Annotated in this window: 24 protein-coding genes; 14 read left to right on the top strand and 10 right to left on the bottom strand. The window is 69.0% G+C overall.

Annotated features, from left to right (window positions below):
- Positions 1–41: 41 nt before the first annotated feature.
- Entirely contained in the window at positions 42–410 is a 369-nt protein-coding gene (gene hisI, locus Q0833_RS07160) for a phosphoribosyl-AMP cyclohydrolase (protein WP_298431764.1), read from the bottom strand.
- A 65-nt stretch (positions 411–475) separates the two neighbouring features.
- Between hisI and Q0833_RS07155 the strand changes: the two genes are divergently transcribed.
- Positions 476–931 carry an iron-sulfur cluster assembly scaffold protein gene (locus Q0833_RS07155; protein WP_298431761.1) on the top strand — a complete coding sequence of 152 codons (456 nt, stop codon included), beginning with the start codon at positions 476–478 and terminating at the stop codon, positions 929–931.
- A gap of 217 nt (positions 932–1,148) precedes the next feature.
- On the opposite strand, the gene Q0833_RS07150 is transcribed toward Q0833_RS07155, so the two are convergent.
- From Q0833_RS07150 to Q0833_RS07130, 5 genes are all read right to left on the bottom strand, one after another.
- A complete protein-coding gene (locus Q0833_RS07150) occupies positions 1,149–1,274 on the bottom strand; it encodes a hypothetical protein (RefSeq protein ID WP_298431758.1) in 126 nt (41 codons plus the stop codon).
- Between the two features lie 115 nt (positions 1,275–1,389).
- Positions 1,390–3,474 carry an ATP-dependent DNA helicase RecG gene (gene recG / locus Q0833_RS07145; RefSeq protein ID WP_298431753.1) on the bottom strand — a complete coding sequence of 695 codons (2,085 nt, stop codon included), beginning with the start codon at positions 3,472–3,474 and terminating at the stop codon, positions 1,390–1,392.
- Complete coding sequence (ligA, locus tag Q0833_RS07140) at positions 3,471–5,684, bottom strand: NAD-dependent DNA ligase LigA (RefSeq protein ID WP_298435046.1); 2,214 nt, start codon at positions 5,682–5,684, stop codon at positions 3,471–3,473. Before ligA ends, recG begins: the two co-directional genes overlap by 4 nt.
- Before the next feature lie 304 nt (positions 5,685–5,988).
- Complete coding sequence (gene ctrA / locus Q0833_RS07135) at positions 5,989–6,696, bottom strand: response regulator transcription factor CtrA (RefSeq protein ID WP_298431750.1); 708 nt, start codon at positions 6,694–6,696, stop codon at positions 5,989–5,991.
- A 94-nt stretch (positions 6,697–6,790) separates the two neighbouring features.
- Positions 6,791–7,069, bottom strand: a complete 279-nt coding sequence (locus tag Q0833_RS07130) for a DUF1153 domain-containing protein (RefSeq protein ID WP_298435043.1) — start codon at positions 7,067–7,069, stop codon at positions 6,791–6,793.
- A 126-nt stretch (positions 7,070–7,195) separates the two neighbouring features.
- Between Q0833_RS07130 and mnmA the strand changes: the two genes are divergently transcribed.
- The 4 genes from mnmA to Q0833_RS07110 all read left to right on the top strand — a co-directional run bounded on the left by mnmA (position 7,196) and on the right by Q0833_RS07110 (position 10,440).
- Complete coding sequence (mnmA, locus tag Q0833_RS07125) at positions 7,196–8,335, top strand: tRNA 2-thiouridine(34) synthase MnmA (protein ID WP_298431747.1); 1,140 nt, start codon at positions 7,196–7,198, stop codon at positions 8,333–8,335.
- Positions 8,336–8,539: 204 nt separating this feature from the next.
- Positions 8,540–8,968 carry a DUF2852 domain-containing protein gene (locus Q0833_RS07120; RefSeq protein WP_298431745.1) on the top strand — a complete coding sequence of 143 codons (429 nt, stop codon included), beginning with the start codon at positions 8,540–8,542 and terminating at the stop codon, positions 8,966–8,968.
- Positions 8,969–9,041: 73 nt separating this feature from the next.
- On the top strand, positions 9,042–9,491 hold the full coding sequence (locus tag Q0833_RS07115; RefSeq protein ID WP_298431740.1) for an RDD family protein: 450 nt from the start codon (positions 9,042–9,044) through the stop codon (positions 9,489–9,491).
- A 118-nt stretch (positions 9,492–9,609) separates the two neighbouring features.
- Positions 9,610–10,440 carry an arginyltransferase gene (locus Q0833_RS07110; RefSeq protein WP_298431738.1) on the top strand — a complete coding sequence of 277 codons (831 nt, stop codon included), beginning with the start codon at positions 9,610–9,612 and terminating at the stop codon, positions 10,438–10,440.
- A 3-nt stretch (positions 10,441–10,443) separates the two neighbouring features.
- On the opposite strand, the gene Q0833_RS07105 is transcribed toward Q0833_RS07110, so the two are convergent.
- Positions 10,444–11,943 carry a divergent polysaccharide deacetylase family protein gene (locus Q0833_RS07105; protein WP_298431733.1) on the bottom strand — a complete coding sequence of 500 codons (1,500 nt, stop codon included), beginning with the start codon at positions 11,941–11,943 and terminating at the stop codon, positions 10,444–10,446.
- A 123-nt stretch (positions 11,944–12,066) separates the two neighbouring features.
- Between Q0833_RS07105 and Q0833_RS07100 the strand changes: the two genes are divergently transcribed.
- The 6 genes from Q0833_RS07100 (at position 12,067) to lexA (ending at position 16,913) form a co-directional block, all read left to right on the top strand.
- The gene (locus Q0833_RS07100; RefSeq protein WP_298431728.1) at positions 12,067–12,648 is read left to right on the top strand and encodes an aminodeoxychorismate/anthranilate synthase component II; all 582 of its coding nucleotides are present in this window, start codon (positions 12,067–12,069) and stop codon (positions 12,646–12,648) included.
- On the top strand, positions 12,645–13,664 hold the full coding sequence (gene trpD / locus Q0833_RS07095; RefSeq protein ID WP_298431725.1) for an anthranilate phosphoribosyltransferase: 1,020 nt from the start codon (positions 12,645–12,647) through the stop codon (positions 13,662–13,664). The genes Q0833_RS07100 and trpD overlap by 4 nt, the downstream gene beginning before the upstream one ends.
- Positions 13,661–14,473: an indole-3-glycerol phosphate synthase TrpC gene (trpC, locus tag Q0833_RS07090; RefSeq protein ID WP_298431721.1), complete on the top strand. Its 813-nt coding sequence runs from the start codon at positions 13,661–13,663 to the stop codon at positions 14,471–14,473. Before trpD ends, trpC begins: the two co-directional genes overlap by 4 nt.
- Positions 14,470–14,952 (top strand): cyclic pyranopterin monophosphate synthase MoaC, encoded by a 483-nt coding sequence (gene moaC / locus Q0833_RS07085; RefSeq protein WP_298431718.1) that lies wholly within the window; start codon positions 14,470–14,472, stop codon positions 14,950–14,952. Before trpC ends, moaC begins: the two co-directional genes overlap by 4 nt.
- The gene (locus Q0833_RS07080) at positions 14,949–16,124 is read left to right on the top strand and encodes a molybdopterin molybdotransferase MoeA (RefSeq protein ID WP_298431715.1); all 1,176 of its coding nucleotides are present in this window, start codon (positions 14,949–14,951) and stop codon (positions 16,122–16,124) included. The genes moaC and Q0833_RS07080 overlap by 4 nt, the downstream gene beginning before the upstream one ends.
- A 99-nt stretch (positions 16,125–16,223) precedes the next feature.
- Positions 16,224–16,913, top strand: a complete 690-nt coding sequence (gene lexA, locus Q0833_RS07075; RefSeq protein WP_298431712.1) for a transcriptional repressor LexA — start codon at positions 16,224–16,226, stop codon at positions 16,911–16,913.
- 39 nt (positions 16,914–16,952) lie between these two features.
- On the opposite strand, the gene Q0833_RS07070 is transcribed toward lexA, so the two are convergent.
- Positions 16,953–19,016, bottom strand: coding sequence for a ComEC/Rec2 family competence protein (locus Q0833_RS07070; protein WP_298431709.1), 2,064 nt, complete (start codon positions 19,014–19,016; stop codon positions 16,953–16,955).
- A gap of 110 nt (positions 19,017–19,126) precedes the next feature.
- On the opposite strand from Q0833_RS07070, the gene gltX reads away from it, so the two are divergent.
- A complete protein-coding gene (gltX, locus tag Q0833_RS07065; RefSeq protein ID WP_298431706.1) occupies positions 19,127–20,530 on the top strand; it encodes a glutamate--tRNA ligase in 1,404 nt (467 codons plus the stop codon).
- Between the two features lie 84 nt (positions 20,531–20,614).
- A complete protein-coding gene (gene gltA / locus Q0833_RS07060) occupies positions 20,615–21,910 on the top strand; it encodes a citrate synthase (RefSeq protein WP_298431703.1) in 1,296 nt (431 codons plus the stop codon).
- A gap of 75 nt (positions 21,911–21,985) precedes the next feature.
- Here the strand turns inward: gltA and Q0833_RS07055 are convergent, their stop codons facing one another.
- A complete protein-coding gene (locus tag Q0833_RS07055; protein ID WP_298431700.1) occupies positions 21,986–23,074 on the bottom strand; it encodes a DUF6456 domain-containing protein in 1,089 nt (362 codons plus the stop codon).
- 228 nt (positions 23,075–23,302) lie between these two features.
- Here Q0833_RS07055 and Q0833_RS07050 point away from each other — a divergent pair, with 228 nt between their 5' ends.
- Entirely contained in the window at positions 23,303–23,590 is a 288-nt protein-coding gene (locus Q0833_RS07050; protein ID WP_298431697.1) for a DUF6477 family protein, read from the top strand.
- Positions 23,591–23,594: 4 nt separating this feature from the next.
- On the opposite strand, the gene Q0833_RS07045 is transcribed toward Q0833_RS07050, so the two are convergent.
- A complete protein-coding gene (locus Q0833_RS07045) occupies positions 23,595–25,139 on the bottom strand; it encodes a trimethylamine methyltransferase family protein (RefSeq protein WP_298431694.1) in 1,545 nt (514 codons plus the stop codon).
- Between the last annotated feature and the right edge of the window lie 26 nt (positions 25,140–25,165).

The raw sequence follows: 25,165 nt of genomic DNA, 5'->3' as shown, positions 1-25,165 counted from the left end.
CCCTCCTGTTCCGTTCGAAATGCACTGTTACCGCTAACGGTTCAACCCCCGGCGGTCTCGGGCGCCATCAGTTCGATCTCTTCCCCGTCGCGGACCGCCGTATAGAAGCAGGACCTGCGGTTCGTATGGCAGGCTGGGCCGACCTGCTCGACCCGAAGCAGGAGCGCGTCGCGGTCGCAATCGACGCGCAGATCCACGAGCGTCTGGACATGGCCCGACGTCTCGCCCTTGATCCAGAGCGCCTGGCGCGACCGGCTCCAGTAGGTGACGCGACCGGTCGCGATGGTCTTCGCGACGGCATCGGCGTTCATCCACGCCATCATCAGCACCTCGCCCGTGGCATGGTCCTGCGCTATGGCCGGGATCAGGCCGCGGTCGTCGTAGCGCAATGTCGCAGGGTCGAAGCTCATGGGGCACCTTTGCATCGCCGGGTCGCGACGCTACCTAAGGCGCAGGCTGCGCGAAAGGAACCCGCATGTCCGACGCCGATCTGATCAAGCTCTACTCGGGCCGCATCCTAGCACTTGCCGCCGACATGCCCCATGCGGGCACGCTCGACGGCGCGATGGCGACCGCGCGGACGCGCTCGCCGCTCTGCGGCTCGACGGTGACGGTGTCGCTCGACGCCGAGGACGGCCGCATCACCCGCTACGCGCAGGACGTGAAGGCCTGTGCGTTGGGCCAAGCCTCTGCCGCGATCTCGGGTGCCGTGATGATCGGGCGTACGCGCGACGAGGTGCAGGCCGCGCGCGACGGGCTGCACGCCATGCTGACCGCCGGTGGCCCCGTCCCCGATGCGCCCTTCGATGGCTACGAGGTGCTGGAGCCTGCCCGCGACTACCGCAATCGGCACGCGTCGATCCTCCTGGCGCTCGATTCCACGCTAGCCGCCCTCGATCAGCTCTCCGACGCGCGGCACACGGCCTCCTGACCCGCCCATACGCTCCGCCAAAAAAAAACCGCCGCACTCCGTGGGGCGGAGGCGGCGGGTGAAGTGGCATCCCGTTCATCGGGCAATGATCATGTTCCGCACGGGAAAGGCGGAGGATCGGCGGCGGCGTCACGCGGGGACAGGCGGACGGGCCAGGGTCGGACGACGGGGATCGAACGAACCGGGAAATGAACGGGACGCGGGCAGAAACCGGGTATCAGGCGAGCAGGCTGGGCAGGTGAAGCAGACCCATCACGAGGGTCACGAGCCAGATGCCGCCGAGGATGTCGGTCACCGGTTCGCGTTCGATGCGGGTGACGGTGCGGATGATCTTCCGGGCCATTTGCTGGACCTCCTCGGCTGCTCTTGTTGACCCTTTGTTCTCATATCTGTTCACGTTCTGTAAAGAACTTTTTTAGAACATAGGTGAACAAACCGCGTTTGTTCCGCCCTACAGCCTAGCCGACGGACAGCAGCTTCAGCGCCCTGTCCTGCTCCATGAGCCACAAAAGAAGGCGCGCGGCGCGTCCGCGCTCGCCTTCGAGCTTGGGGTCGGCGCTCAGGAGTGTGCGCGCATCCGACTGCGCGATCTCCATCAACCCCGCCTGCCGTTCAAGGTCGGCGATGCGGAACCGTGGCAGGCCGGATTGCGCCGTCCCGATCACGTCGCCCGCCCCGCGCAGCCGCAGGTCTTCCTCCGAGATGCGGAAGCCGTCCTCGCTCTCGCGCAGGATGCGCAGCCGCGCTTCGGCCGTCTCTCCCAGCGGCGCCTTGTACATCAGCAAGCAGGTCGAGGCCGCCGCCCCGCGCCCCACCCGGCCCCGCAGCTGGTGCAGCTGCGACAGCCCGAAGGTTTCGGCCCGCTCGATGACCATGATCGAGGCATTGGGCACGTCGACGCCCACCTCGATCACCGTCGTCGCCACGAGGACCTTCGTCTCGCCCGCGACGAAGCGCGCCATGGCGGCGTCCTTCTCGGCGGGCGGCATCTGGCCGTGGACCATGCCGACCACGCCCTCGCCGAAGGCCGCGCGGAGCGCGCGGAACCGCTCCTCGGCCGAGGTGGTGTCGACCGTTTCGGATTCCTCGACCAGCGGACAGACCCAGTAGGCCTGCCGCCCCTCGGCCACTGCCGCGCGCAGCTTGGCCACCACGTCGTCCATCCGGCTGACGGGCATCGTCGCGGTCGCCACGGGCGTGCGGCCCGGCGGCTTCTCGTCCAGCACGCTCAGGTCCATGTCGCCGTATTGCGTCAGCGCCAGTGAGCGGGGGATCGGCGTCGCGGTCATCACCAGCACGTCCACGCCCACATTCTTCTCGCCCAGAAGCATCCGCTGGCGGACGCCGAAGCGGTGCTGCTCGTCAATCACGGCGAGGCGCAGGTCGGCGAAGGCCACGTCGCGCTGGAACACGGCATGGGTGCCCACGAGGATGTGGATGTCGCCGCGGGCCAGCGCGTCGAGCTTGCCTTGCCGCTCCCGACCCTTGTCGCGGCCCGTCAGCACCTCGAGCACGACGCCCGCCGCCTCGGCCAACGGTTGCAGACCCTTGTAATGCTGCCGCGCCAGGATCTCGGTCGGGGCCATCAGCACCCCCTGCCCGCCCGCCTCGACCGCTGCGAGCAGCGCCATCAGTGCGACCAGCGTCTTGCCCGCACCGACATCGCCCTGCAGCAGCCGGTTCATCCGTCGCGTCCCGGCCAGATCACCTGCGATCTCATCGATGGCGCGCATCTGCGCGCCCGTCGGCTGGAACGGCAGCGAGGCCAGTACCTTGCGCCGCATCCGCCCGTCTCCCTCGGTCGCGCGTCCCTTGCGCGCCCGCTCCGTCGCCCGCGCGAGCGCCAGCGTCAGCTGATGCGCGAAGAGTTCGTCATAGGCCAACCGTTGCCGCGCCACCGTTCCGGGCGACAGGTCAGCGGCTCCCTCGGGCGCGTGAACCGCTCGCAACGCGTCGGCGAAGCCGGGCCACCCGGCTTGCGCGACCTGCCCCGGATCGATCCATTCGGGCAGGTCCGGCACACGGGTCAGCGCCCCGGCAACGGCCTTCGCCATCGCCTTCGCCGTGACGCCCGCGGTCAGCGGATAGACCGGCTCGTAGGCGGGCAGCGCCTCGCCCGGCATCAGAACGTGATCGGGATGCGGCATCTGCGCGACCCCGTCATAAAGCTCCGCCTTGCCCGAGATCACGCGCGCCTGTCCCGTCGGCAAAAGCCTCTCGTGCAGTTCCGCGGCACCCCGGAAGAAAACAACCTGAAAGCTGGTCTTCGCGTCCTCGACCTCGATGCGGTAGGGGCGTCCCCGCGTGGCCGGCGGGATGTGCCGCCCGACCGTCACCTGAACCGTCACCACGCCGGGCAGCACCGCGTTGCGAATGCTCTCGACCGGGCTGCGGTCCACGCCCCCCGTCGGCAAGGTCAGGACGAGGTCCTTCGGCGTCGCGACATGCAGGTTCGCCAGCGCCTTGGCGGACTTCGGGCCGATCCCCGGCAGGGTCTCCAGCCCGGCAAAGAGCGGGAACAGGCGCTCGGGCCGCCCGCTCATGCGTCGCCGATCAGGTCGAGCCAGCCGTCCTCGTCCAGCGTCCGCACCCCGAGGGTTGCCGCCTTTTCGGCCTTTGACCCCGCACCCGGCCCCGCGACCAGCAGATCCGTCTTGGCCGAGACCGAGCCCGACACCTTCGCGCCCAGCGCCTCTGCCCGCGCCTTGGCCTCGGCCCGCGTCATCTTCTCCAAGGTGCCCGTGAAGACGACGGTGAGCCCCGCGACCGGGCTCGCCTCGGCTACGGCCTCGGGCGCCTCGATCTCGAGTTCGGCGAGAAGCGCGTCGATCGCCGCCCGCTCCTCCGGGGCGTGGAGCGCGTCGGAGATCGCCAGCGCCAGCGTCGCGCCGATCCCGTCGATGCCGACCATGTCGTCCCAGGCCGCGCGGGCTTCAGGTTCGACGTCGACCCACAGAGTCGTGCGGATGTCCGTCGGCCTGGCGCGCCGCCCCTCGGCGGCGGCCTCGGCCCGCTCGGCCTCAACGGCGGCCTCGGCCCGCCGATGCGCCTCGGCCGCAGGCTCGGCCGCGTCGACACCCGCCGCGAACGCATCCCACGATCCGTAATGCCGGGCCAAGTCACGCCCCGCGACCTCGCCCAGATGGCGGATGCCCAGCCCGAAGAGGACGCGCGCCAGCGGTTGCACCCGCGCCGCCTCGATCGCCGCGAATAGCTTGGCCGCCGACGTCTCGCCCCAGCCGTCGAGCGCCGCCACGCTCTTCATCCCGGAGCCGTAGCGGCCCTGCAGAGTATAGATATCCGCAGGTCGCCGGATCCAGCCGAGGTCGTGGAACCGCTCGACCTCCTTGTCGCCCAGCCCGTCGATATCCAGCGCCGCGCGCCCGACCATATGCTTGAGCCGTGCGACCACCTGCGCGGGACAGATCAGCCCGCCGGTGCAGCGGCGCACGCTCTCGCCGGGTTCGCGCGTGGCCGGGCTGCCGCATTCGGGACAGGTGTCGGGGAAGGTGTAGGGCACGGCGTCCGCCGGACGCGCGGACATGTCCACGTCGCGCAGCTTGGGAATGACGTCGCCTGCGCGGAAGACCTCGACACGGTCGCCCACCCGCAGATCGGCGCCGCCCCGGATCGGGTTTCCGGAATTGTCGCGACCGGCGATATAGTCCTCGTTGTGGAGCGTCGCGTTCGAGACGACCACGCCGCCCACCGTCACCGGCGTCAGTCGCGCCACGGGCGAGAGCGCGCCGGTGCGCCCGACCTGGATGTCGATGCCTTCCAGCCGGGTCCATGCCGTCTCGGCGGGGAACTTGTGGGCCGTCGCCCAGCGTGGCGTGGTCGAACGGAACCCCAGCCGCGCCTGAAGCGCCAGGTCGTCGACCTTGTAGACCACCCCGTCGATATCGTAGCCGAGCTCGGCCCGGCGCGCGGCGATGCCGTCATAGACCGCCATCAACGCGGCGGGCCCGTCGCAGGTCGCGGTCTCGGGGTTCACCGAGAAGCCCAGTCGGGCCAGCCGGTCCAATGCGCCGGTCTGCGTGTCGGCCAGCGGATCCGACACCTCGCCCCAGGCATAGGCGAAGAACCGCAGCGGTCGGGCGCGCGTGATCTCGGCGTCGAGCTGGCGAAGGCTGCCGGCCGCGGCATTCCTCGGGTTGGCGAAAGACTTGGCCCCGGCCTCGGCCTGCCGCGCATTGAGGGCGGCGAAATCGGCGTGGCTCATATAGACCTCGCCCCGCACCTCGAGGATGGCGGGCGCACCGTCCAGCCGCGCGGGGATGTCCCCGATAGTCCGTACATTCGCGGTCACGTCCTCGCCGATCTGTCCGTCGCCACGGGTCGCGGCGTGGATCAGCGCGCCGTCCTCGTAGCGGATCGAAAGGCTTAGCCCGTCGATCTTCGGCTCGGCGGTGTAAGCCAGCCTGTCCTCGGTACCGAGCCCGAGGAAGCGCCGGATCCGAGCGTCGAATTCGGCGACATCCTCGGGCGTGAAGGCATTCGAGAGCGACAGCATCCGGACGCTGTGCCGGATCTTGCCGAACCCGTCCGACGGGGCGGCTCCGACCAGGTCGGTCGGGCTGTCGGCACGCTTGAGATCGGGAAAGCGCTCCTCGATCGCCGCGTTCCGCCGCTTGAGTTCGTCATAGGTCGCGTCGTCGATATCGGGCGCGTCCTCGGCGTGATAGGCCGCGTTGGCGCGACCGAGCATCTCGGCCAGGCGGGCAAGTTCGGCCTCGGCCTCCGCCGTCGTCATGTCCGCGATCTCGATATCCCGACGTCCCGCCACCCGAAGCCCCCGTTGCGACGCTACGAGACCTAGAACCCCAGCCGCCGGCTCGCCAGCGATTCGCGCATATGGTCCGGCCGGGCGGTGCTATCCCGTGGGCCGGCCGCCCGATGGAATCGGGCCGCGCGCTGTGGCGGCGGCCCGTCCGTCCGGATGGTTGTGAGTTGCGGCAGGCGACCGCGCCGGAGGCCCCGGCCCCCAACCGACAGGCGGCGCTGACGCAGGGCCGATGCCCGGCGGATCGGCGCCGAAGCGGGCGCCCCGCGCCCGGTCAGGCGCTGATGAGCTGGCTTTCGGCGGAGGTTTCGGGGTCGCGCAGAACATAGCCCCGCCCCCAGACCGTCTCGATGTGATTCTCGCCGCCGGTCGCCTCGGTCAGCTTCTTGCGCAGCTTGCAGATGAACACGTCGATGATCTTCAGCTCCGGCTCGTCCATGCCGCCATAGAGGTGGTTAAGAAACATCTCCTTGGTCAGGGTCGTGCCCTTCCGGAGGCTCAGAAGCTCGAGCATCTGGTATTCCTTGCCGGTGAGATGCACGGAGCGGCCATCGACCTCGACCGATTTCGCATCGAGGTTCACCGCCACGGTGCCCGTGCGGATGACCGATTGCGAATGGCCCTTGGAGCGGCGGACAATGGCGTGGATGCGCGCGACCAGCTCGTCGCGGTGGAACGGCTTCGTCATGTAGTCGTCGGCGCCGAAGCCGAAGCCCTTGATCTTGTTCTCAGTGTCGTCGGAGCCGGAGAGGATCAGGATCGGCGTCTCGATCCGGCTGAGCCGCAGCTGCTTGAGGACCTCGTGCCCGTTGATGTCGGGCAAGTTCAGATCGAGCAGGATCAGGTCGTAATCGTAAAGCTTGGCGAGATCGATTCCCTCCTCGCCCATGTCCGTGCAATAGACGTTCAGGTTCGCGGACCCGAGCATCATCTCGATGCTTTTCGAGGTGGTGGGGTCGTCTTCGACGAGCAGGATTCGCATGGCTCTCTCCGGGAGGATGCAGTATATGACCTTAAGCCTGCGTCCAAAGGGTTAACTTATCGTTACCCGCGTCAAGAATCCACAGACGCTCCGATCACCCCTGGCGGTACCGTTGCGTCAAAGTGGTCTTGAGCCCGTCGGTGCCGTGGTTCGACATGGCCGCCTCCCAGCCCGCGAACTCCTCCTCGGACAGCTCGTAGCGGCCGATCGCCTCGTCGAGCGTGAGCAGGCCCGCCTGCACGCCGCGCACCACGGCCTCCTTCCGGCGGGCCACCCATCGGGTCGTACCCGCGGGCGGCAGGTCGGCGCGCGACATCTGCGTCCCGTTCGGCAGCGTGACCACATGTGGCCCCTGCCCTTTCCTTAAATACATGGCGTCCTCCATCGTGAACGCCTCGTTAGTGCCCGTGCGGGCCTTAAGCGGATGTGAACCGCCGGGTTGTGAATATCTCGCATTTTCCTATATCGGCGGCGTATCTCCGCCCCAGCGAGGTTCGACATGCCCCTCGACGCCGCACTCAATTCCCTCGGGATCGCCAAGGCACCCGCCGACACCCGCGTGGTCGTCGCCATGTCCGGCGGCGTCGACAGCTCGGTCGTGGCCGCGCAACTGGCCGAGGAAGGCTACGACGTCGTGGGCGTGACGCTGCAGCTCTACGACCATGGCGCGGCGCTGGCCAAACAGGGGGCTTGCTGTGCGGGGCGCGACATCCATGACGCGCGCCGCGTCGCGGAAACCATGGGGTTTCCGCACTACGTGCTCGATTACGAGAACACGTTCCGTGAAGCCGTGATCGACGAGTTCGCCGACGCCTATCTCGGCGGCGCGACCCCCGTACCGTGCATCCGCTGCAACGAGAGGGTGAAATTCCGCGACCTCCTCGAGACAGCCAAGGATCTCGATGCCGACTGCATGGCCACGGGTCACTATATTCAACGCCACGCAGGTCCCAACGGCGCGGAATTGCACCGCGCCGCCGATCCGGTGCGCGATCAGTCGTATTTTCTCTTTTCGACGACGCAGGAGCAGCTCGACTACCTGCGCTTCCCGCTCGGCCACCTGCCCGACAAGGCGGCGACCCGCGCGCTGGCGCAGCGGTACGGCCTGCCCGTCGCCGACAAGCCCGACAGCCAGGATATCTGCTTCGTGCCCGATGGCGACTACGCCGCAGTGATCGAGAAGCTGCGGCCCGGCAGTGCCGAGCCGGGCGCCATCGTCGACATGGCGGGCACCGAGCTCGGGCGGCATGACGGGGTCATCCGCTACACCATCGGTCAGCGGAAAGGTCTGGGCCTCGGCGGGTTGGCCGAGCCGCTCTACGTGGTGCGCCTCGATCCCGAAACGCGTCAGGTGGTCGTCGGCCCGAAATCCGCGCTGGCCACCCGCCTCGTGCCGCTGCGCGAGATCAACTGGTTGGGCGATGCGCCGTTCGAGAGCCGGGCGGAGTGGCATGTCGGCGTGAAGGTGCGCTCGACCAAACCCCCGGTCGAGGCGGTGCTGCGGCCGCTGGGGCCAGACCGGGCCGAAGTCGAACTCTTCGCGCCGGAACAGGGGGTATCGCCCGGACAGGCCTGCGTGTTCTACGACCTCGATGGACCCCGAATCTTCGGCGGTGGGTGGATCTGGCGCGGCTATTGAGGCTGGTCCGCCGGTGAGGATTTGCGCCGATTTTCCCGTTCTCGAATGAGTAATCGCCCAGTCAAACCTATAAAATCATTACGTTTTCCAAAAACCATGTAAACCGGCTTAACTTTTTTGCTCGTGAACTCTTGCAGCCCGGCGACCCCCACCCCACATCCTGTAATGTGAAACACATTCACATGACTTGAACAGGAGATGCTGATGACCCCCGCCCCCGCCTATGCCGGCCCCGCTTCCGGTTCCTGGCTTTCCCGCACCGAAGGTTGGCTCGACGCCCGTGGAAAGGGGGCCTGGATCGCCGCCATGATCCTCGGCTTCATCTTCTTCTGGCCCGTGGGCCTCGCCTTCCTCGCCTACATGATCTGGAGCAAGCGCATGTTTTCCGGCCGCAATTCGATGACCTGCAACGCCCGTCGCGCCGCCCGCGGCATGATGGCGACCCGGTCCACCGGCAACGCCGCCTTCGATACCTACAAGGCCGACATGCTGCGTCGCCTTGAAGACGAGCAGAGCGCCTTCGAGGAGTTTCTGCAGCGGCTGCGCGAGGCCAAGGACAAGGCCGAGTTCGACCAGTTCATGGACGAGCGCTCCAAGCGCGACAGCTCGGACGCGGCGCCGACCGAAGCCTGAACCAACCGCGTCGCCCCCGCCCGGGGGCGGCGCGCCCCGCCTTCCCGCCCGCAACCGGAGACCGAGACGACCGATGACCTATCTGACCGCAACAACGGCCCTTCCCGACCCCGTCGATCAGCCCGAGTTCTACAACGGCGTGCTCGCGAAGCGGGCGCTCGCGTGGATCGTGGACGTCGCCCTCATCACGGGCTTCACGATCGTGGCGGGCATCCTGACGCTGACGCTGGCGTTCTTTCTCTGGCCCGTCGCCTTCATCGCCATCGGCGCGCTCTACCGGATCGGAACGCTCGCCTCGGGATCGGCGACCTGGGGCATGCGCCTCATGGGGATCGAGCTGCGCGGCCCCTCGGGCGACCGGTTCGACGGAATGCAGTCGATGCTCCACGTGCTGGGCTATTACGCGTCGATGAGCTTCGTGCTACCGGCCCTCGCCAGCATCGCGGCGATGTTTGTGACCGGGCGTCGCCAGGGCCTGACCGATCTCGTCCTCGGAAGCGCCGCGATCAATCGCCCGTCCTGATCCGGCACGGCATTTGACCGGCAAGGCCCCGCCCGCGGGGCCTTTTTTCCGTTGACCTGCACCCATGTGCGTCTAGGCTCGCGACGGACCCATTCACCAGACGGCTAATTTTCGACCCATGCGCCACAGCCTTCCGCTGACGCCGCAGTTCTACGTGACGGCGCCTCAGGCGTGCCCCTATCTCGACGGGCGGCGCGAGCGGAAGCTGTTCACCGCCCTGCAGGGCTCGAACGCGGCCGACCTCAACGACAAGCTGTCCAAGCAGGGCTTTCGGCGCTCCCAGAACGTGCTCTACCGTCCGAGCTGCGCCGATTGCACCGCCTGCCTCTCGGCGCGGATCGCGATCGAGCGGTTCAAGCCGTCCCGGTCGCAGCGCAAGACCTTGGGCCGCAACGCTCATCTGCGCCGCGAGATCACCTCGCCCTGGGCGACCGAGGCGCAATACGCCCTCTTCCGCACCTATCTCGAGGCGCGCCATGCCGATGGCGGCATGGCGGACATGGATATCTTCGAGTTCGCCGCCATGATCGAGGAGACGCCGATCCGCACGCGCGTCATCGAATACTGGGACGACCGCGCCGTCGATACGGGCGGTTCGCCCGAACTGCGCGCCGTCTGCCTGACCGATGTGCTCGATGACGGGCTGTCGATGGTCTATTCTTTCTACGATCCGACCTGCGCCGCCGACAGCCTGGGCACCCAGATCATCCTCGACCATATCGACGTCGCCCGCGAGGCGGGGTTGCCCTACGTCTATCTTGGCTACTGGGTGCCGGGATCGCCGAAGATGGGCTACAAGGCCGGCTTCTCGGCGGTCGAGATCTTCAAGAACCGCCGTTGGGAGGCGCTGGGCGCACCTTCGGACCACATCCACGAGACGCATCCCCTGTCGGTCGAGCCCATCGCCCAGCAGGTCGCGCGGATCGACCTGCCCGAAGCCGACCTCTGAGCCTTACTCGGCGCTGAGGATCGCGCTGACCGGCGCGATGGCCACCTGGTCGGACCGGCTGCCCAATCGCCAGGAGTAAAGCGCCGTGATGGTCTCCTGCTGCGCGCGTCCGATGACGATCGCCGCCCCGTCGCGCGTCGCCTCGAAGGTCGCGCGGTCGAGATAGCGGGTGATGACCGTCGCCCGCTCCCCCTCGGCATCAAGCGCGCGGTAGAACATCGCCGCGGGCACACCGGCCCGCTCGGCGGTAGCCACGCCCGAATTCAGGCCGCCCGGATAGGTCAGAAGCCCCATCCCCTCCTCGGCCAGAACCGGCAGGATCGACGAGAGCGCCGCCTGGTCCCGCACGAACCCGTCGGTCGCCGGATCGAGGATCGCGACTGCCTCGGGCATCACGGCGAGCGCGCCCTCGACCGCGACCGCGATGTCCTGCGCCGCGCCGCCGGGTCGAAGCGCGTCGGCCAGCATCACCACCTCGAACCCCTGCGCCCGGAACCGCCGAACCACGTCGGCCGCGTCGGGGCGCACCGGGTCGATCGCGAAGGTCACCGGGAAGTCGAAGCCCATCAGGTCGGCCTGTGACACGGGATCGTCCGGTCCGACCGCGATCACCACCCCGAAGAGCGGCAGGCCTTCGGGATTGTCGAACTCGGCGGCATGGACGACGAGGTTGGGGCGCGGGGCGGCGTCCTCCGCCTCGGGCTCGGCCACGGGCTCGGTCGCCGCGCGCTCGCTGTCGAGCACGATCCGGCGCGGCTCGATCGGGTCGGTGGCAGGCTCGGGCTCGGGTTCGGGCGTCTCGGCGCGGGGCGCGTCGACCACCTCGTCCTCGGGCACGACGGTAATGGGGTTCGTGGGGGCGGTTTCCACCACGGCGGGGGCGGGTTCGGCCGCCGCCGGCTCGATCTCGATCAGGATGCTGTCATTGGTCGCGGGCGCGTCGCCCTCGGAGGTCTCGATCGGCACCTCGCGGAAGGTTCGGGGCGGCGTCTCGGAGGGCGAGCCGGGCAGCACCGGCGCCTCGCCTGCGACCGGCGGCGCGGTCATGGCCGCGATGCCCGACGTCTCGGGCTGGGCCGCGGTGCCCGTGTCCAGCTGGGGCTGGGCGACCGTCGCGGCATCGCCCCGCCCCAGCTGGACCGCCACCGGATCGGGGCGCGCGGGCCGGGCCGCGTCGGGCGTCACCACGACGCCATCCTCGCGCGGGCGGTTGAACTGGCTTCCGGCGGGCAGATCGACATCCTCGGCCACGCTCTCGCGGGCGGTAGACGTCTGGTCCGTGACCGCATCGGCCGTCTCGACGGCGGGGGCGGACGGCGCGCGCTCGGGCAGCGGCTCGGGCGTCACCGGCACCGTCTCGGCCTGGTCGCGCAGCACCGGCGCCTGCGGCGGCGTTCCCGCCAGTCCCGTCGGCGATCCGGTCACCAGAAGCGAGACCCCGGCCAGCACCGCGCCCCAGAGGACGAGAGCCGATACCGATCCCAGCAGCACACCCTTCAACATTGCCTGTCCTTTGCCCGATCGGCGCTGGAACGCGCCTTGACCCTGCCCCCGGGCCTTGGGCATGTATAGCGCCGGGCCACGGGCGTTACACCCCCCAAGGGCGACCGGGAATAGGGGAACGGCTTGCTTCTGCTCATCGACAATTACGACAGTTTCACCTGGAACCTCGTGCATTACGTCGCCGAGATGGGCACCGAGGTGCGTGTCGTGCGCAACGACGCGATGGACGTCCAGGCCGCGATGGCGCTGAACCCCGCGGGCGTGCTCCTGTCGCCCGGACCCTGCGATCCCGACCAGGCGGGCATCTGCCTCGCCATGGTCTCCGCCTGCGCCGAGACGCGCACCCCGCTGATGGGCGTCTGCCTCGGGCATCAGGCCATCGGGCAGGCCTTCGGCGGACGCGTCGTCCGCGCCCCCGAGATCGTGCACGGGAAGACGGGCCGGATGCACAACGACGGCACGGGGGTCTTCGCGGGCCTCTCGGACGCATTCGACGCCACGCGCTACCATTCGCTGGTGGTCGATCGCGACACGCTGCCCGACACGCTCGTCGTCAATGCCGAGCTGACCTCGGGCACGATCATGGGCCTGCGCCACCGCGACCAGCCGATCCACGGGGTGCAGTTCCACCCCGAGAGCATCGCCTCCGAACACGGCCACGCGCTCCTGCGGAATTTCCTCGACCTGCTGCCGGTCCCGGCATGAGCGACCTGAAGCCCCTGCTCGACGCGGCGCCCGATCGCGCCCTGACCCGCGAGGAGGCCGAGCGCGCCTTCGCCACCTTCTTCGACGGCGCGGCCACGCCGGCGCAGATCGGCGGCTTCCTCATGGCGCTGCGCACCCGCGGCGAGACCGTGGACGAGATTGCCGCCGCCGCCGCCGCCATGCGCGCCCGCATGAACCGTGTCGCCGCCCCCGAGGGCGCGATGGACATCGTCGGCACCGGCGGCGACGGCAAGGGCACGCTCAACATCTCGACCGCCACGGCCTTCGTCGTCGCCGGCGCGGGCGTGCCCGTGGCCAAACACGGCAACCGCAACCTCAGCTCGAAATCCGGGGCCGCCGACGTTCTGACCCAGATGGGGGTCGAGGTGAACGTCGGCGCGCAGGTGGCTGAAAAGGCACTGGAATCCTGCGGCATCTGTTTCATGATGGCGCCGATGCACCATCCCGCGACGCGCCACGTCATGCCCGTGCGCGGTGAGCTGGGCACCCGCACCGTGTTCAACATCCTCGGGCCGCTCACGAACCCCGCAGGGGTGCGCCGCCAGCTGACCGGCGCCTACGCCCCCCACCTTATCCGCCCGATGGCCGAGGTGCTGGGCGCGCTCGGATCCGAGGCGGCGTGGCTCGTCCACGGCTCTGACGGCACGGACGAGATCTCCATCGCGGGGCCCACATCCGTCGCCGCGCTGAAAGACGGAACCGTGACCGAATACGAGATCACGCCCGATGACGCGGGGCTGCCGACGCACCCCTTCTCGGCCATCGAGGGGGGCGACCCGGCCGAGAACGCGCGCGCCTTCCGCGGCCTGATGGATGGCGACGCCTCGGCCTATCGCGACGCGGTCCTTCTGAACGCCGCGGCGGCCCTCGTCGTCGCGGGACGTGCCGCCGACCTGCCCGAGGGCGCGGCGCTCGCCGCGACGTCTATCGACAGCGGGGCCGCGCGCGCGAAGATCGACGCGCTGGCCGCCTTCACCACGGAGGCCGCGCGATGAGCACGCCCACGATCCTCGACCGCATCAAGGCCTACAAGCTCGAGGAGATCGCCGCCCGCAAGGCCGAGCGCGACCAGTCCGACATCGAGGACGCCGCTCGCGCCGCCCCGGCCGTCCGACCCTTCGCCGCGGCCCTGCAGCAGGCGTCCATCCAGGGCTACGGTCTCATCGCCGAGATCAAGAAGGCCAGCCCGTCCAAGGGCCTGATCCGCGCCGATTTCGATCCGCCGGCCCTGGCCGCGGCCTATGCCGCGGGCGGGGCGACCTGCCTCTCGGTGCTGACCGATGCGCCGTCTTTCCAGGGCGACGAGGCCTATCTGGTGGCCGCGCGCGAGGCGGTGGACCTTCCGGTGCTGCGCAAGGATTTCCTCTACGACCCGTGGCAGGTGCCCGAAAGCCGCGCGCTCGGGGCCGACTGCATCCTGATCATCATGGCCTCGGTCTCGGACGCGCAAGCGGCCGAGCTGGAAGCGGCCGCGACCGAATGGGGCATGGACGCGCTGATCGAGGTGCATGACCGCGCCGAGCTCGAGCGCGCGGACCGTCTGACCTCGCGATTGCTGGGCGTGAACAACCGCAATCTCAATACCTTCGAGACCGATCTCGCCACGACCCGCGACCTCGCGCGGCGGGCTCCGGAGGACTGCCTCCTCGTTTCGGAATCCGGGCTGTCCAATCCCTCGGATCTCGAGGACATGGCCCGTCACGGCGCGCGATGCTTCCTGATCGGCGAAAGCCTGATGCGTCACGAGGATGTCGCCCAGGCGACGGCCACGTTATTGGCGAACCCTCTGACGGCGCAGCGATGACCGGGCTCACCCATTTCGACGAGTCGGGGGCCGCGCATATGGTCGACGTCTCGGGCAAGGCCGACACCGATCGCGTCGCCGTGGCCGAGGGCCGGGTCACCATGTCCGACGCGACGCTGGCGATGATCCTGTCCGGCACCGCCGACAAGGGCGACGTGATCGGGACCGCCCGGCTGGCCGGAATCATGGGAGCCAAGCGCACGTCGGATCTGATCCCGCTCTGCCATCCCCTGTCCATCGCGCGGGTGGCGATCGAGATCGTACCGGACGAGGCGCTGCCCGGCCTCGTGGTGACCGCCACGGTCGCGACGCGCGGGCCCACCGGCGTCGAGATGGAGGCGCTGACGGCGGTCTCGACGGCGTGCCTCACGATCTACGACATGGCCAAGGCGATCCAGAAGGACATGACCATCGGAGGCATTCGCCTGTTGTCGAAGACCGGCGGCAAGTCCGGGCCCTGGACGGCCCCCGCTTCGTGATCCGCGTCGAGGACGCGACCGCGCGCCTGCTGTCGCTCGTAACGCCGATGCCGGTCGAGGAGGTCGCCCTCGCCGATGCGATGGGCCGCGTGCTGGCGCGTCCGATCGCTGCCCGGCACGCACAGCCCCCCTTCGCCGCCTCCGCCATGGATGGCTACGCCGTGACCCAACCCGATTCCGCGCCCGGCGACAGCTTCCGGGTCATCGGCGAGGCCGCGGCGGGACGACCCTTCACGGGGGCTGTCCGCGCCGGCGAAGCGGTGCGCATCTTCACCGGCGCTGTCGTGCCCGAGGGCGCGTCCCGCGTCATCATCCAGGAAGACGTGACCCGCGACGGCGACCGGATCACGCTCGGCGATGCGCCGGACCCCAGTCGGTATATCCGACCGGCGGGCGGCGATTTCGAGGCCGGGTTCATACTCGAGCCGCGCCGCCTCGGAAGCCGGGATATCGCGCTTGCGGCATCGATGGGCCACGGCGTTCTGCCATGCGCCAAGCGGCCCGACGTGACAATCCTCATGACGGGCGACGAACTCAGCGCACCGGGTCGGGACCTTGCGCCGGGCGAGATCGTGGCCAGCAATGGATATGGATTGGCCGCGATGCTTGGCGCGCACGGCGCAATCCCGCGCATCCTGCCCTTCGCCCGCGACACGCCCGAGAGCCTCGCGACGGCCTTCGACCTCGCGCGCGGGGCCGACCTCATCGTGACCATCGGCGGCGCGTCGGTCGGCGATCACGACCTGATCGCGCAGACCGCCGGGACGGCCGGCCTCGACCTCGCGTTCCACAAGGTGGCGATGCGGCCGGGAAAGCCGCTCCTGGCCGGGCGCCTGAACAATTCGACCCTGATCGGTCTGCCGGGAAATCCCGTATCGGCAATGGTTTGCGGCGTGATCTTCATCCTCCCGACGATCCGCCTGATGCTGGGCCTCGATCCGACCATGCGAACGATCGAGCGGCGTCTCGCGGGCCCGATTCAGGAGAACGGTCCGCGCCAACACTACATGCGTGCGCGCGATCTCGGCGACGGCACATGCGCCGTCGATCTGCGCCAAGACAGCTCCCTCCTCGGCGTCCTCGCCCGAAGCGACATCCTCGTGCTGCGCCCGCCCGGCGACCCGGCACGGGCTGCGGGCGATGTCGTGACCGCGATCCCCTTCCCCCATTGACCGCACCTGTGGACGGAACGGGAACGCGGCGTTGACACAAAACCGGAACCTTTCTAGAACGAATGGGGATTGACCGAGTTCACAACACAGGATCGAACCATGCTCACGCGGAAACAGCGCGACCTCCTGGCCTTCATCCACAAGCGCGTGCAGCGCGATGGCGTACCGCCCTCCTTCGACGAGATGAAGGATGCGCTGGACCTGCGATCGAAATCGGGGATTCACCGCCTCATCACCGCACTCGAGGAGCGGGGCTTCATCCGCCGCCTCGCCCACCGCGCCCGTGCGATCGAGATCACGCGCCTGCCGGACGATCTGGCCGCGGCGTCTGGCTTCGTGCCCCGTGTGATCGAAGGCGACCGTCCGCAGTCCACGCCCCCCGCCGCCCGCCCCGTGCAAGTCGATGCCTCTGATGTGCCGGTGATGGGCCGGATCGCCGCCGGTGTCCCGATCGAGGCGATCAGCGAGGTGTCGCACCACGTCGCCGTGCCGGGCCAGATGCTCGACCGGGGCGGGGACCATTACGCGCTGGAGGTCAAGGGCGACTCGATGATCGACGCGGGCATCAACGACGGCGACGTCGTCGTGATCCGCGAGCAGTCCTCGGCCGACAACGGCGAGATCGTGGTCGCGCTGGTCGATGGCCACGAGGCGACGCTCAAGCGCTACCGCCGCCAGAAGGGCATGATCGCGCTCGAAGCGGCGAACCCGGCCTACGAGACGCGCCTTCTGCGCGAAGATCAGGTGCGCATCCAGGGACGGCTGGTCGGCCTGATCCGCAGCTACTGAGGACTTGGCGATGCGCCGTCGGGGTTCGCCCCGGCGGCGCTATCGCGTCCCGGGCACCCAGGGGCGACGCCCCTGGACGGCCCGTGCATGGGTTTCGACCACGACCCCGTCCTTGACGGTCAACGCAATCGACCCCGTGCGCCGCAACAGGCGGCTGTCGATCACGCGGCAGGTCTCGGCCGCGCCCTCGAAGGGAAGCGGCGTTACCAGCCACCCATTGCTCCGCCGACAGGCATCCAGCTCGGCCGGAAGGTCCCGCTTGCCGCGCGCGATATGGATCGCCGGGAGCGGTTCGAGATCGGGCCGCTCGCGCGTCGCCGCCGCCGCCTGACCCGTCGGATCGCCGTCATTCTCGAGCCACGCCTCGGCGGTGAAGCCGGCCCCCTTCTCGCGGTCGAGCCAGCGTCCCTCGGGCCCCGTGATGCCCACCAGGCGCCCGGTTTCGGCGATCAGCACCTCCGCCCGCCCCCCTTGCAGCCAGAGCGCGCCCGCGACCATCAGGACCGCGACGCCCACGAGGCGCGTCCGGCCGATCGCGCATCCGATCACCGTCATGCCCACCCCGAGAAGCGGAAGGACCCACGGGTCGGGCGCCGCGATGGTGCGCACCGCGCCGGGCATGTCCGCCACCCGCGCCGCCACCTCGAGAATCCAGCCGATGCCCGCCCCCGCGATGGCCAGCGGCGGCCCCTCTAGCCCGATGGGCCAGAGGAGGAGCGCGAGAAGGAGCATCGGCATTACCGCGAACCCCATCGCGGGCACGGCGAGGAGGTTGGCCAACACGCCGAACTGTCCGATGCGGTTGAAGTGATAGGCGGCGAAGGGCGCGGTCGCGGCCCCCGCCACGATGGAGGAGAGGAGCAGCGAAACGAAGACGCCGCGCCAGCCGGTCATCCATTTCGACCGCTCCGGGCCCGACAGCGCGCGGAAGGCGAGGACCAGCGCGCCGGTCGCGGCGAAGGACATCTGGAAGCCGGGGCCGATCAGGCTTTCGGGATGCCAGGCGAGGATCAGCAGCGCCGCGATGGCCACGCTCCGGATCGAGAGGACGCGCTGGCCCACGAGGACCGCGCCCAGCATGACGGCGGCCATCACGAAGGCGCGCTGAGTCGCGACCGTGCCGCCCGAGAGGAACAGATAGGCCAGCGCGAACGGCAAGGCGGTGGCCGCGGCCCATTGCTTGGTCGGTCGGGTCAGGGCGATCCGGGGGATCAGCGCCAGCCCGCCGCGCACGGCCCAGAAGACGAACCCGACGAGGAGGCCCATATGCAAACCCGAGATGGCGAGCAGATGCGCGAGGTTCGAGGCGCGCAGGTCCGCGACCACCTCGTCGGATAGATGCGAGCGGTCGCCGGTGGTGATCGCCGCCGCGACGGCCCCCTGCTGGCCTGGCAGGCGATTGCGCAGGGCAGTCCCGATGGCCATCCGCGCGCGCAAGACGGCAAGGGCCGCCCCACCCTCGGGCGGGGCGATCCGCAGGAGCGGAAGGCGCGTGTAGCCGAGCGCCCCGAGCCCTTGAAAGAACGCGTGCCGCTGGAAGTCGAAGCCGCCGGGTTCGGTCGGCCCGGCCGGGGGTGACAGATGCGCCGTCGTCATCACCCATGTGCCGAGGGCGGGGACAGCGCCGCCTTCGCCATGGAGGGACACGCGGACCCGCGCGGGCGTCTCGTGCCGGGGCACCCCGTCGAGGCGCACGCGGTCGAGCGTCAGGCGAACGGCGCCCGAAGCCGAGCGGTCGACGATCCGGATCCGGCCCTCGACCGCGCCGTAGTAGCGGAAGTCCAGCACCGGTGCTGCGACGAGGGCCGTGCGCGCCTGGCCCGCCAGCACCCCGCCGAGCGCCACGGCGGTCCAGAGTGCGAGGAACCCGATCCCGTGGCGGGTGAGGTACGCGACGACGAGGAGCATCGCGGTGGCCGCGCTCAGGGCAAGGGCCGCCGCGGCACCGGGTTCGACCGGCAAGGCGAAATAGGCGCCGATGCCCGTCCCGAACGCGAGCGCGAGCCACGGCAGCCTGCGACCCCGAAGGTCGTGCAGGGCCAGCACGGCGCGATCGACCGCACCCGGTCGCGTGACGCCACCGATGGTGCCCGAGGGCTGCATCCTTGCCCTCCTCCGACGGGCTGCCTAGAACGTGCCAACCCTCGCCCGCGCCGGGTTTACAATTCGTTAACCGCCGCGCCCCGCGACCCTTTCCGAACAGAGGCACGCCCATGGATCGACCCGTCGTCACGCGCATCGCGCCCTCACCCACCGGCATGATGCATATCGGGACGGCGCGGACCGCGCTCTTCAACTGGCTCTATGCGCGGGGGCGCGATGGGCGGTTCCTCCTCCGGATCGAGGATACCGATGCCGCGCGGTCCACGCCCGAGGCCACACAGGCGATCCTCGACGGGCTGACCTGGCTGGGGCTCGACTGGGATGGCGAGGCCGTCAGCCAGGCGGGTCAGGCCGCACGCCATGCCGAGGTGGCGCAGGCGATGCTGGAGGCCGAGCGCGCCTATCGCTGCTTCTCGACGCAAGACGAGATCGAGGCCTTCCGCGAAGCGGCGCGCTCCGAGGGTCGGTCGACCCTGTTCCAGAGCCCTTGGCGCGACGTGCCCGCCGCCGACCACCCCGACGCGCCATCGGTGATCCGCCTGAAGGCGCCGCGCGACGGGGCGACGGTGATCGCGGACGCCGTGCAGGGCGACGTTACGATCCGCAACGACCAGCTCGACGACATGGTGCTGCTGCGCTCGGACGGAACACCGACCTACATGCTCGCCGTCGTCGTGGACGACCACGATATGGGCATTACCCATGTCATCCGGGGCGACGATCACCTGAACAACGCCGCGCGCCAGATCCAGATTTACGACGCGATGGGCTGGGAGGAGCCGGTCTGGGCGCATATCCCCCTGATCCACGGCGCGGATGGCAAGAAGCTGTCGAAGCGGCACGGTGCAACCGGCGTGACCGAGTTCGCCGAGATGGGCTACCCGGCCGCGGCGATGCGCAACTACCTCGCGCGGCTAGGCTGGAGCCACGGGGATGACGAGTTCTTCACCGATGGGCAGGCGCGCGACTGGTTCGACCTGGGCGGAATCGGCAAGGCCCCCGCACGACTGGATCTCAAGAAGCTCGAGAACCTGTCCGGCCAGCATATCGCGGCGATGGAACCCGAGGCGGTGGCGGTCGCGGCCGAGGACTGGCTCGCGCGGACGGGGGGCGCGCCAGTCGATGGCGATGCGCTGCGGCGCGCGGTGCCCGTGGCCCAGACCGGCGCGCGCACCCTGCCCCAGCTTCTGGAGAAGGCGCATTTCGCACTGGTCGCGCGACCCATCGAGATCGAGGACAAGGCCACGAAGGCGCTCGATACGGTATCCCGTGGCATACTGTCGGAATTGACGCCGCACCTGCAAACTGCTAGCTGGACCCGCGACGCGCTGGAGGGTGTCGTGGGCGACGTGGCCCAGGCCCACGGGCTCGGTCTCGGGAAGATCGCCGCGCCGCTGCGCGCCGCCCTTGCCGGGCGCACCGCCACCCCCAGCGTCTTCGACATGATGCTCGTCCTCGGACGGGACGAGACGCTGGCACGGCTGGCGGACGTGGTCGAAAGCGACCCATCCTGAACCGAGGCCACGGCGACACCGAAAGCGCCGCTTGAACAACAGGTTGCATGGCATCGTTCATGCGGCCGACCCGGAAGGACAGACATGGCAGACACCTCCAAGACCGCGACGCTCGACATCGATGGCACGAGCTACGACCTGCCCATCCACAGCGGGACGACCGGCCCCGACGTGGTCGATATCGGCAAACTCTACGGTCAGTCGGGGGTGTTCACCTACGATCCGGGCTTCACGTCGACCGCCGCTTGCGAAAGCGCGATTACCTTCATCGACGGCGACGAAGGCGTCTTGCTGCACCGCGGCTATCCGATCGGTCAGCTTGCCGAGAAGTCCCATTACCTCGAGGTCTGCTACCTTCTGCTCTACGGGGATCTGCCCTCGGCCGCGCAGCTCGAGGATTTCGAGACGCGTGTCACGCAGCACACGATGATCCACGAGCAGATGCACAACTTCTTCCGCGGGTTCCGCCGCGACGCGCATCCGATGGCCACGATGGTTGGCGTCGTCGGCGCGATGTCCGCGTTCTATCACGACAGCACCGACATCACCGACAGCTGGCAGCGCGAGGTCGCGTCGATCCGGCTGATCGCCAAGATGCCCACGATCGCGGCGATGGCGTACAAGTATTCGATCGGCCAGCCTTTCGTGTATCCGCGCAACAACCTCGATTACGCGTCGAACTTCCTCAACATGTGCTTCTCCGTGCCGGCGGAAGATTTCCAGGTCGATCCGATCCTGTCGCGCGCGATGGACCGGATCTTCACGCTCCACGCCGATCACGAGCAGAACGCCTCGACCTCGACCGTGCGCCTTGCCTCCTCGTCGGGCGCGAACCCGTTCGCCTGCATCGCGGCCGGCATCGCCTGCCTCTGGGGTCCGGCCCATGGCGGCGCCAACCAGGCCTGTCTCGAGATGTTGCGCGAGATCGGGACGGTCGACCGCATTCCCGAATACATCGCGCGTGCCAAGGATCGGGACGACCCGTTCCGCCTGATGGGCTTCGGGCACCGGGTCTACAAGAACTTCGACCCGCGGGCGACCGTGATGAAGGAGAGCGCCGACGAGGTGCTCGAGCTTCTGGGGATCGACAACAATCCGACCCTGCAGGTCGCCAAGGAGCTGGAGAAGCAGGCGCTGGCGGACCCGTATTTCGCCGAGAAGAAGCTTTTCCCGAACGTCGACTTCTACTCGGGGATCATCCTCGAGGCGATGGGGTTCCCGACCTCGATGTTCACGCCGATCTTCGCTCTGTCGCGCACGGTCGGCTGGATCTCGCAGTGGAAGGAACAGCTGAGCGATCCGGCCCTGAAGATCGGGCGTCCGCGCCAGCTCTATACCGGTCCGACGCAGCGCGACTATGTCGACGTCGAACAGCGCTGACGCCCCGAGATGACGATGCAAGGCGCCCCGGTCCAAACCGGGGCGCCTTTCGTTTGTGGTGCGTCGCGCAAGGCCCTAGCGAAGGCCGTCGTAATGCGACTTCAGCCGCTGGAGCGCGATGCGCAGGACGATCTTCCCCGAGCGCGCGGCCCAGCCCATGCGCTTCTCCGCGGCCTCCATGCCTTCCAGAAAGCAGCAGACCCGCAGGACGACATCGGCCAGCCCCGGCCCGAGCGCGCGGAGCGCCTCCGAGACCCGCGCGCGTGCATCCTCGGGCCCCGAGGCGGGATCGCCGGCCCCCAACTGGCCGCGCCCGCAAGCGGTCAGGAACCGCTCCCAGTTCTGGCCGACGCGCGGACCCATCTGCGCGCGCTCGAAATCGGCGCGCAGCCGCTCGCCCGCGATGACGAGATCGAGACCGAGGAACGGCTTGCCGTCGCGGTCGCGTTTCCGCGCGAGCGACCCCAGCGGCGATTCAGCAAGGTTCACGCGAACCGGCTGCGTGCCATCCCCGTCGGAGATGACGCGTTCGCCCATTTCCATGTGCTGGGTGAGGAACGGGCTCGGGGCCTCGGCCATGCCGCGTGCGGCCTGACGGGCCGCCAGCCCGTCCGACAGCATCCGCTTGAGCGCCGCGCGCCCGGTCTCGGTGATGCGGTAGCGCGTCACGCGCCCCGCCTTGAAACAGGCGATCCAGTCCTTGAGCACGAAGGCCTGCGCCACGCCGCGCGGCACCGTCGCCGTCCGGGTCGGCACATCGCCCGTCTCGCGCAGGACGACGGCCTGCGGCATGCCCTGGCCGACCACGAGAAATGCGTCCGCCTCGGTCAGCCGGCGCAAGACGCGTTTCGCCTCGCGCTGAAGGGTCACGTCGTCGATCAGGGTCGCGGGATCGGGCATGGCTGACATGGTGGGGGCGTCCTTCGTTGGGTCTTTGGTCTGCTCGGAACAAGACCGCCGCAGGTCGGCGAGGCGGTCCATGATGTCATCCACGAGAGGGTCATCCCGGCGGATCTCGATTCGACGCACTTGTCTGAGGATGGTCGATGCCGCGCAGCCCCGCTCGGCCGCCACATCGCGCAGCGGGCGCCCCTGGCAGGCATGCTCGACATAGGCATGCACGGCCGGGGGCACCCATTCGGGCAGATGCGACGAAGCAGTCATCGGGGCGGTGGGCGCGGTCATTTCGGGGTCCGGAAGGTCTGTGGAGAACGGCGTCAGGACTGGCCCCGATTGGTTACCAAGGCGTTAATCGCGACACCGCCTGTCGCGAATGTTTCCAAACTGTAAACAGCGCGAAAGCACCGTTCGCACCCCCCCTCGGCCACGCAACAGCGCCGGCCACCGGGTCATGGTGATCGCTACCGAACCTCAGGTGGACAGGGCGAACCCATGTGCAAGATTACCAACGATCTCAATAACCTCCGACGCCCCGAACTGCTCGTTCAGGCGGCCGCGCACGGAACGAACCGCTATCGGCGGCGTCGCGATCTGCGGCGGATGCTGCGGGCGGCGATCCCGGTCGATGCCCGCGCGGCGCTGGAAAAACTGCTGCCGCTGGAAGCCGCGCTCGAAGGCCGCAGACGGACGCGGGACAAGAATTACAGCGTCGCACGCCATGTCGACATCCTGTCGGCACTGCTGGCCGAAGCGCGCGTCTTCCGCCGCGCCCCCGTCTGAGGGGTCAGCCCCTCTCGGCGTCGAGCTCTGCGTGGCGCCGCGCGACATAGGCCCGGAGCGCGTCGCGTTTCTCCGGGTCGAGCGCGGGCGTCTCGTAATCCGCCAGAAGCTTTTCGATGCGAGCCGTCGCCAAGGCGCGGGTGTCGCGCCCACCCTCCTCGGCCCAGGTCTCGAACGGCTTGTAGTCGAAGAGATTCGACCGCCAAAACGCCGTCTTGAAATGCGCCTGCGTGTGCGCGCATCCAAGGTAGTGCCCGCCGGGCCCGACCTCGCGGATCGCATCCATCGCCTGCGCGTCCTCGTCATGGGCGATGCCCTGCGCCATCTTGTGGAGCGTGCCCAGAAGGTCCGCATCCATCACGAATTTCTCGAAATCGGCGACCAGCCCGCCCTCCAGCCAGCCGCAGGCGTGGAGCATGAAGTTCACACCCGAGAGCAGACCTGCGTTGAGGGAGTTCGCCGTCTCGTAGGCGGCCTGCGCATCGGGCAGCTTCGAGGTGCAGAAGGACCCGGCCGACCGGTATGGCAGCCCCATCCGCCGCGCGAGCTGACCCGCGCCATAGGTGATCTGCGCCGCTTCGGGGGTGCCGAAGGTCGGCGCGCCGGAGTTCATGTCGATCGAGGTCACGAATGCCCCGAAGATCGCGGGCGAGCCGGGCCGCACCAATTGGCCGTAGGCGACGCCGGCCATCACCTCGGCCAGCACCTGCGTCAGCGTGCCGACAACCGAAACGGGCGCCATGGCCCCGCCGACGATGAAGGGCGAGATGATGCAAGCCTGGTTGGCGGCGGCGTATTCCTCGAGCGCGCCCATCATGATCCCGTCGAAGGTCAGGGGCGAGTTGATGTTGATCAGGCTGACCAGCGCCGTGCGCCCGTTCAGGCCCTTGCCGTCGCCCTCGTCGAAGAGGATGTCGCACATCTCGACGGAATCGCGCGCGCGGCTGGGCTCGGTCACCGACCCCATGAACGGTTTGTCGGTCAGCGTCATATGCGCCATCAGCATGTCGAAATGCCGCCGGTCGACGTCGATGTCGGTGGGCTCGCAGACGGTGCCGCCCGAATGCTGGAGCCATTGCGACATGTGCCCCAGCTTCACGAATTTCTCGAAATCGGCCATCGTCGCATAGCGCCGCCCGGACTCGTCGCGCACGAAAGGCGGTCCGTAGACGGGGGCGAGGACGAGGTTCCGGCCGCCGATCTCGACGTTCTTCTCGGGGTTGCGCGCGATCTGGGTGAAGCTCGAGGGCGCCGTTCCACAGAGCGTTCGCGCCAGGCCGCGCGGGATGCGGACGATCTCGCCGTCAATCTCGGCCCCGGCGGCACGCCAGCGTTCGAGCGCGGCGGGGTTCTCGACAAAGGCGACGCCAATCTCTTCGAGGACGGTCTCGGCGTTGCGCTCGATGATCTCCAGCGCCTCGACCGTGAGCGGCTCATAGTCGGGGATATTCCGGGTGATCGTCGGCGCGGTCACGACCTTGCTGCTGGTCCGCTCGGCCCGCCGAGCCGCCCCGCCGCCGCCGCGCTTCCTGCGTGCCATCTCGACCATGTTCGGACCCCTTCGCTGCGCCTCTG

The organism is uncultured Jannaschia sp., from assembly GCF_947503795.1.
GTDB lineage: Bacteria > Pseudomonadota > Alphaproteobacteria > Rhodobacterales > Rhodobacteraceae > Jannaschia.
Note: the sequence above shows the minus strand (reverse complement) of the source record. Positions and strands in the feature narration are given on the sequence as shown.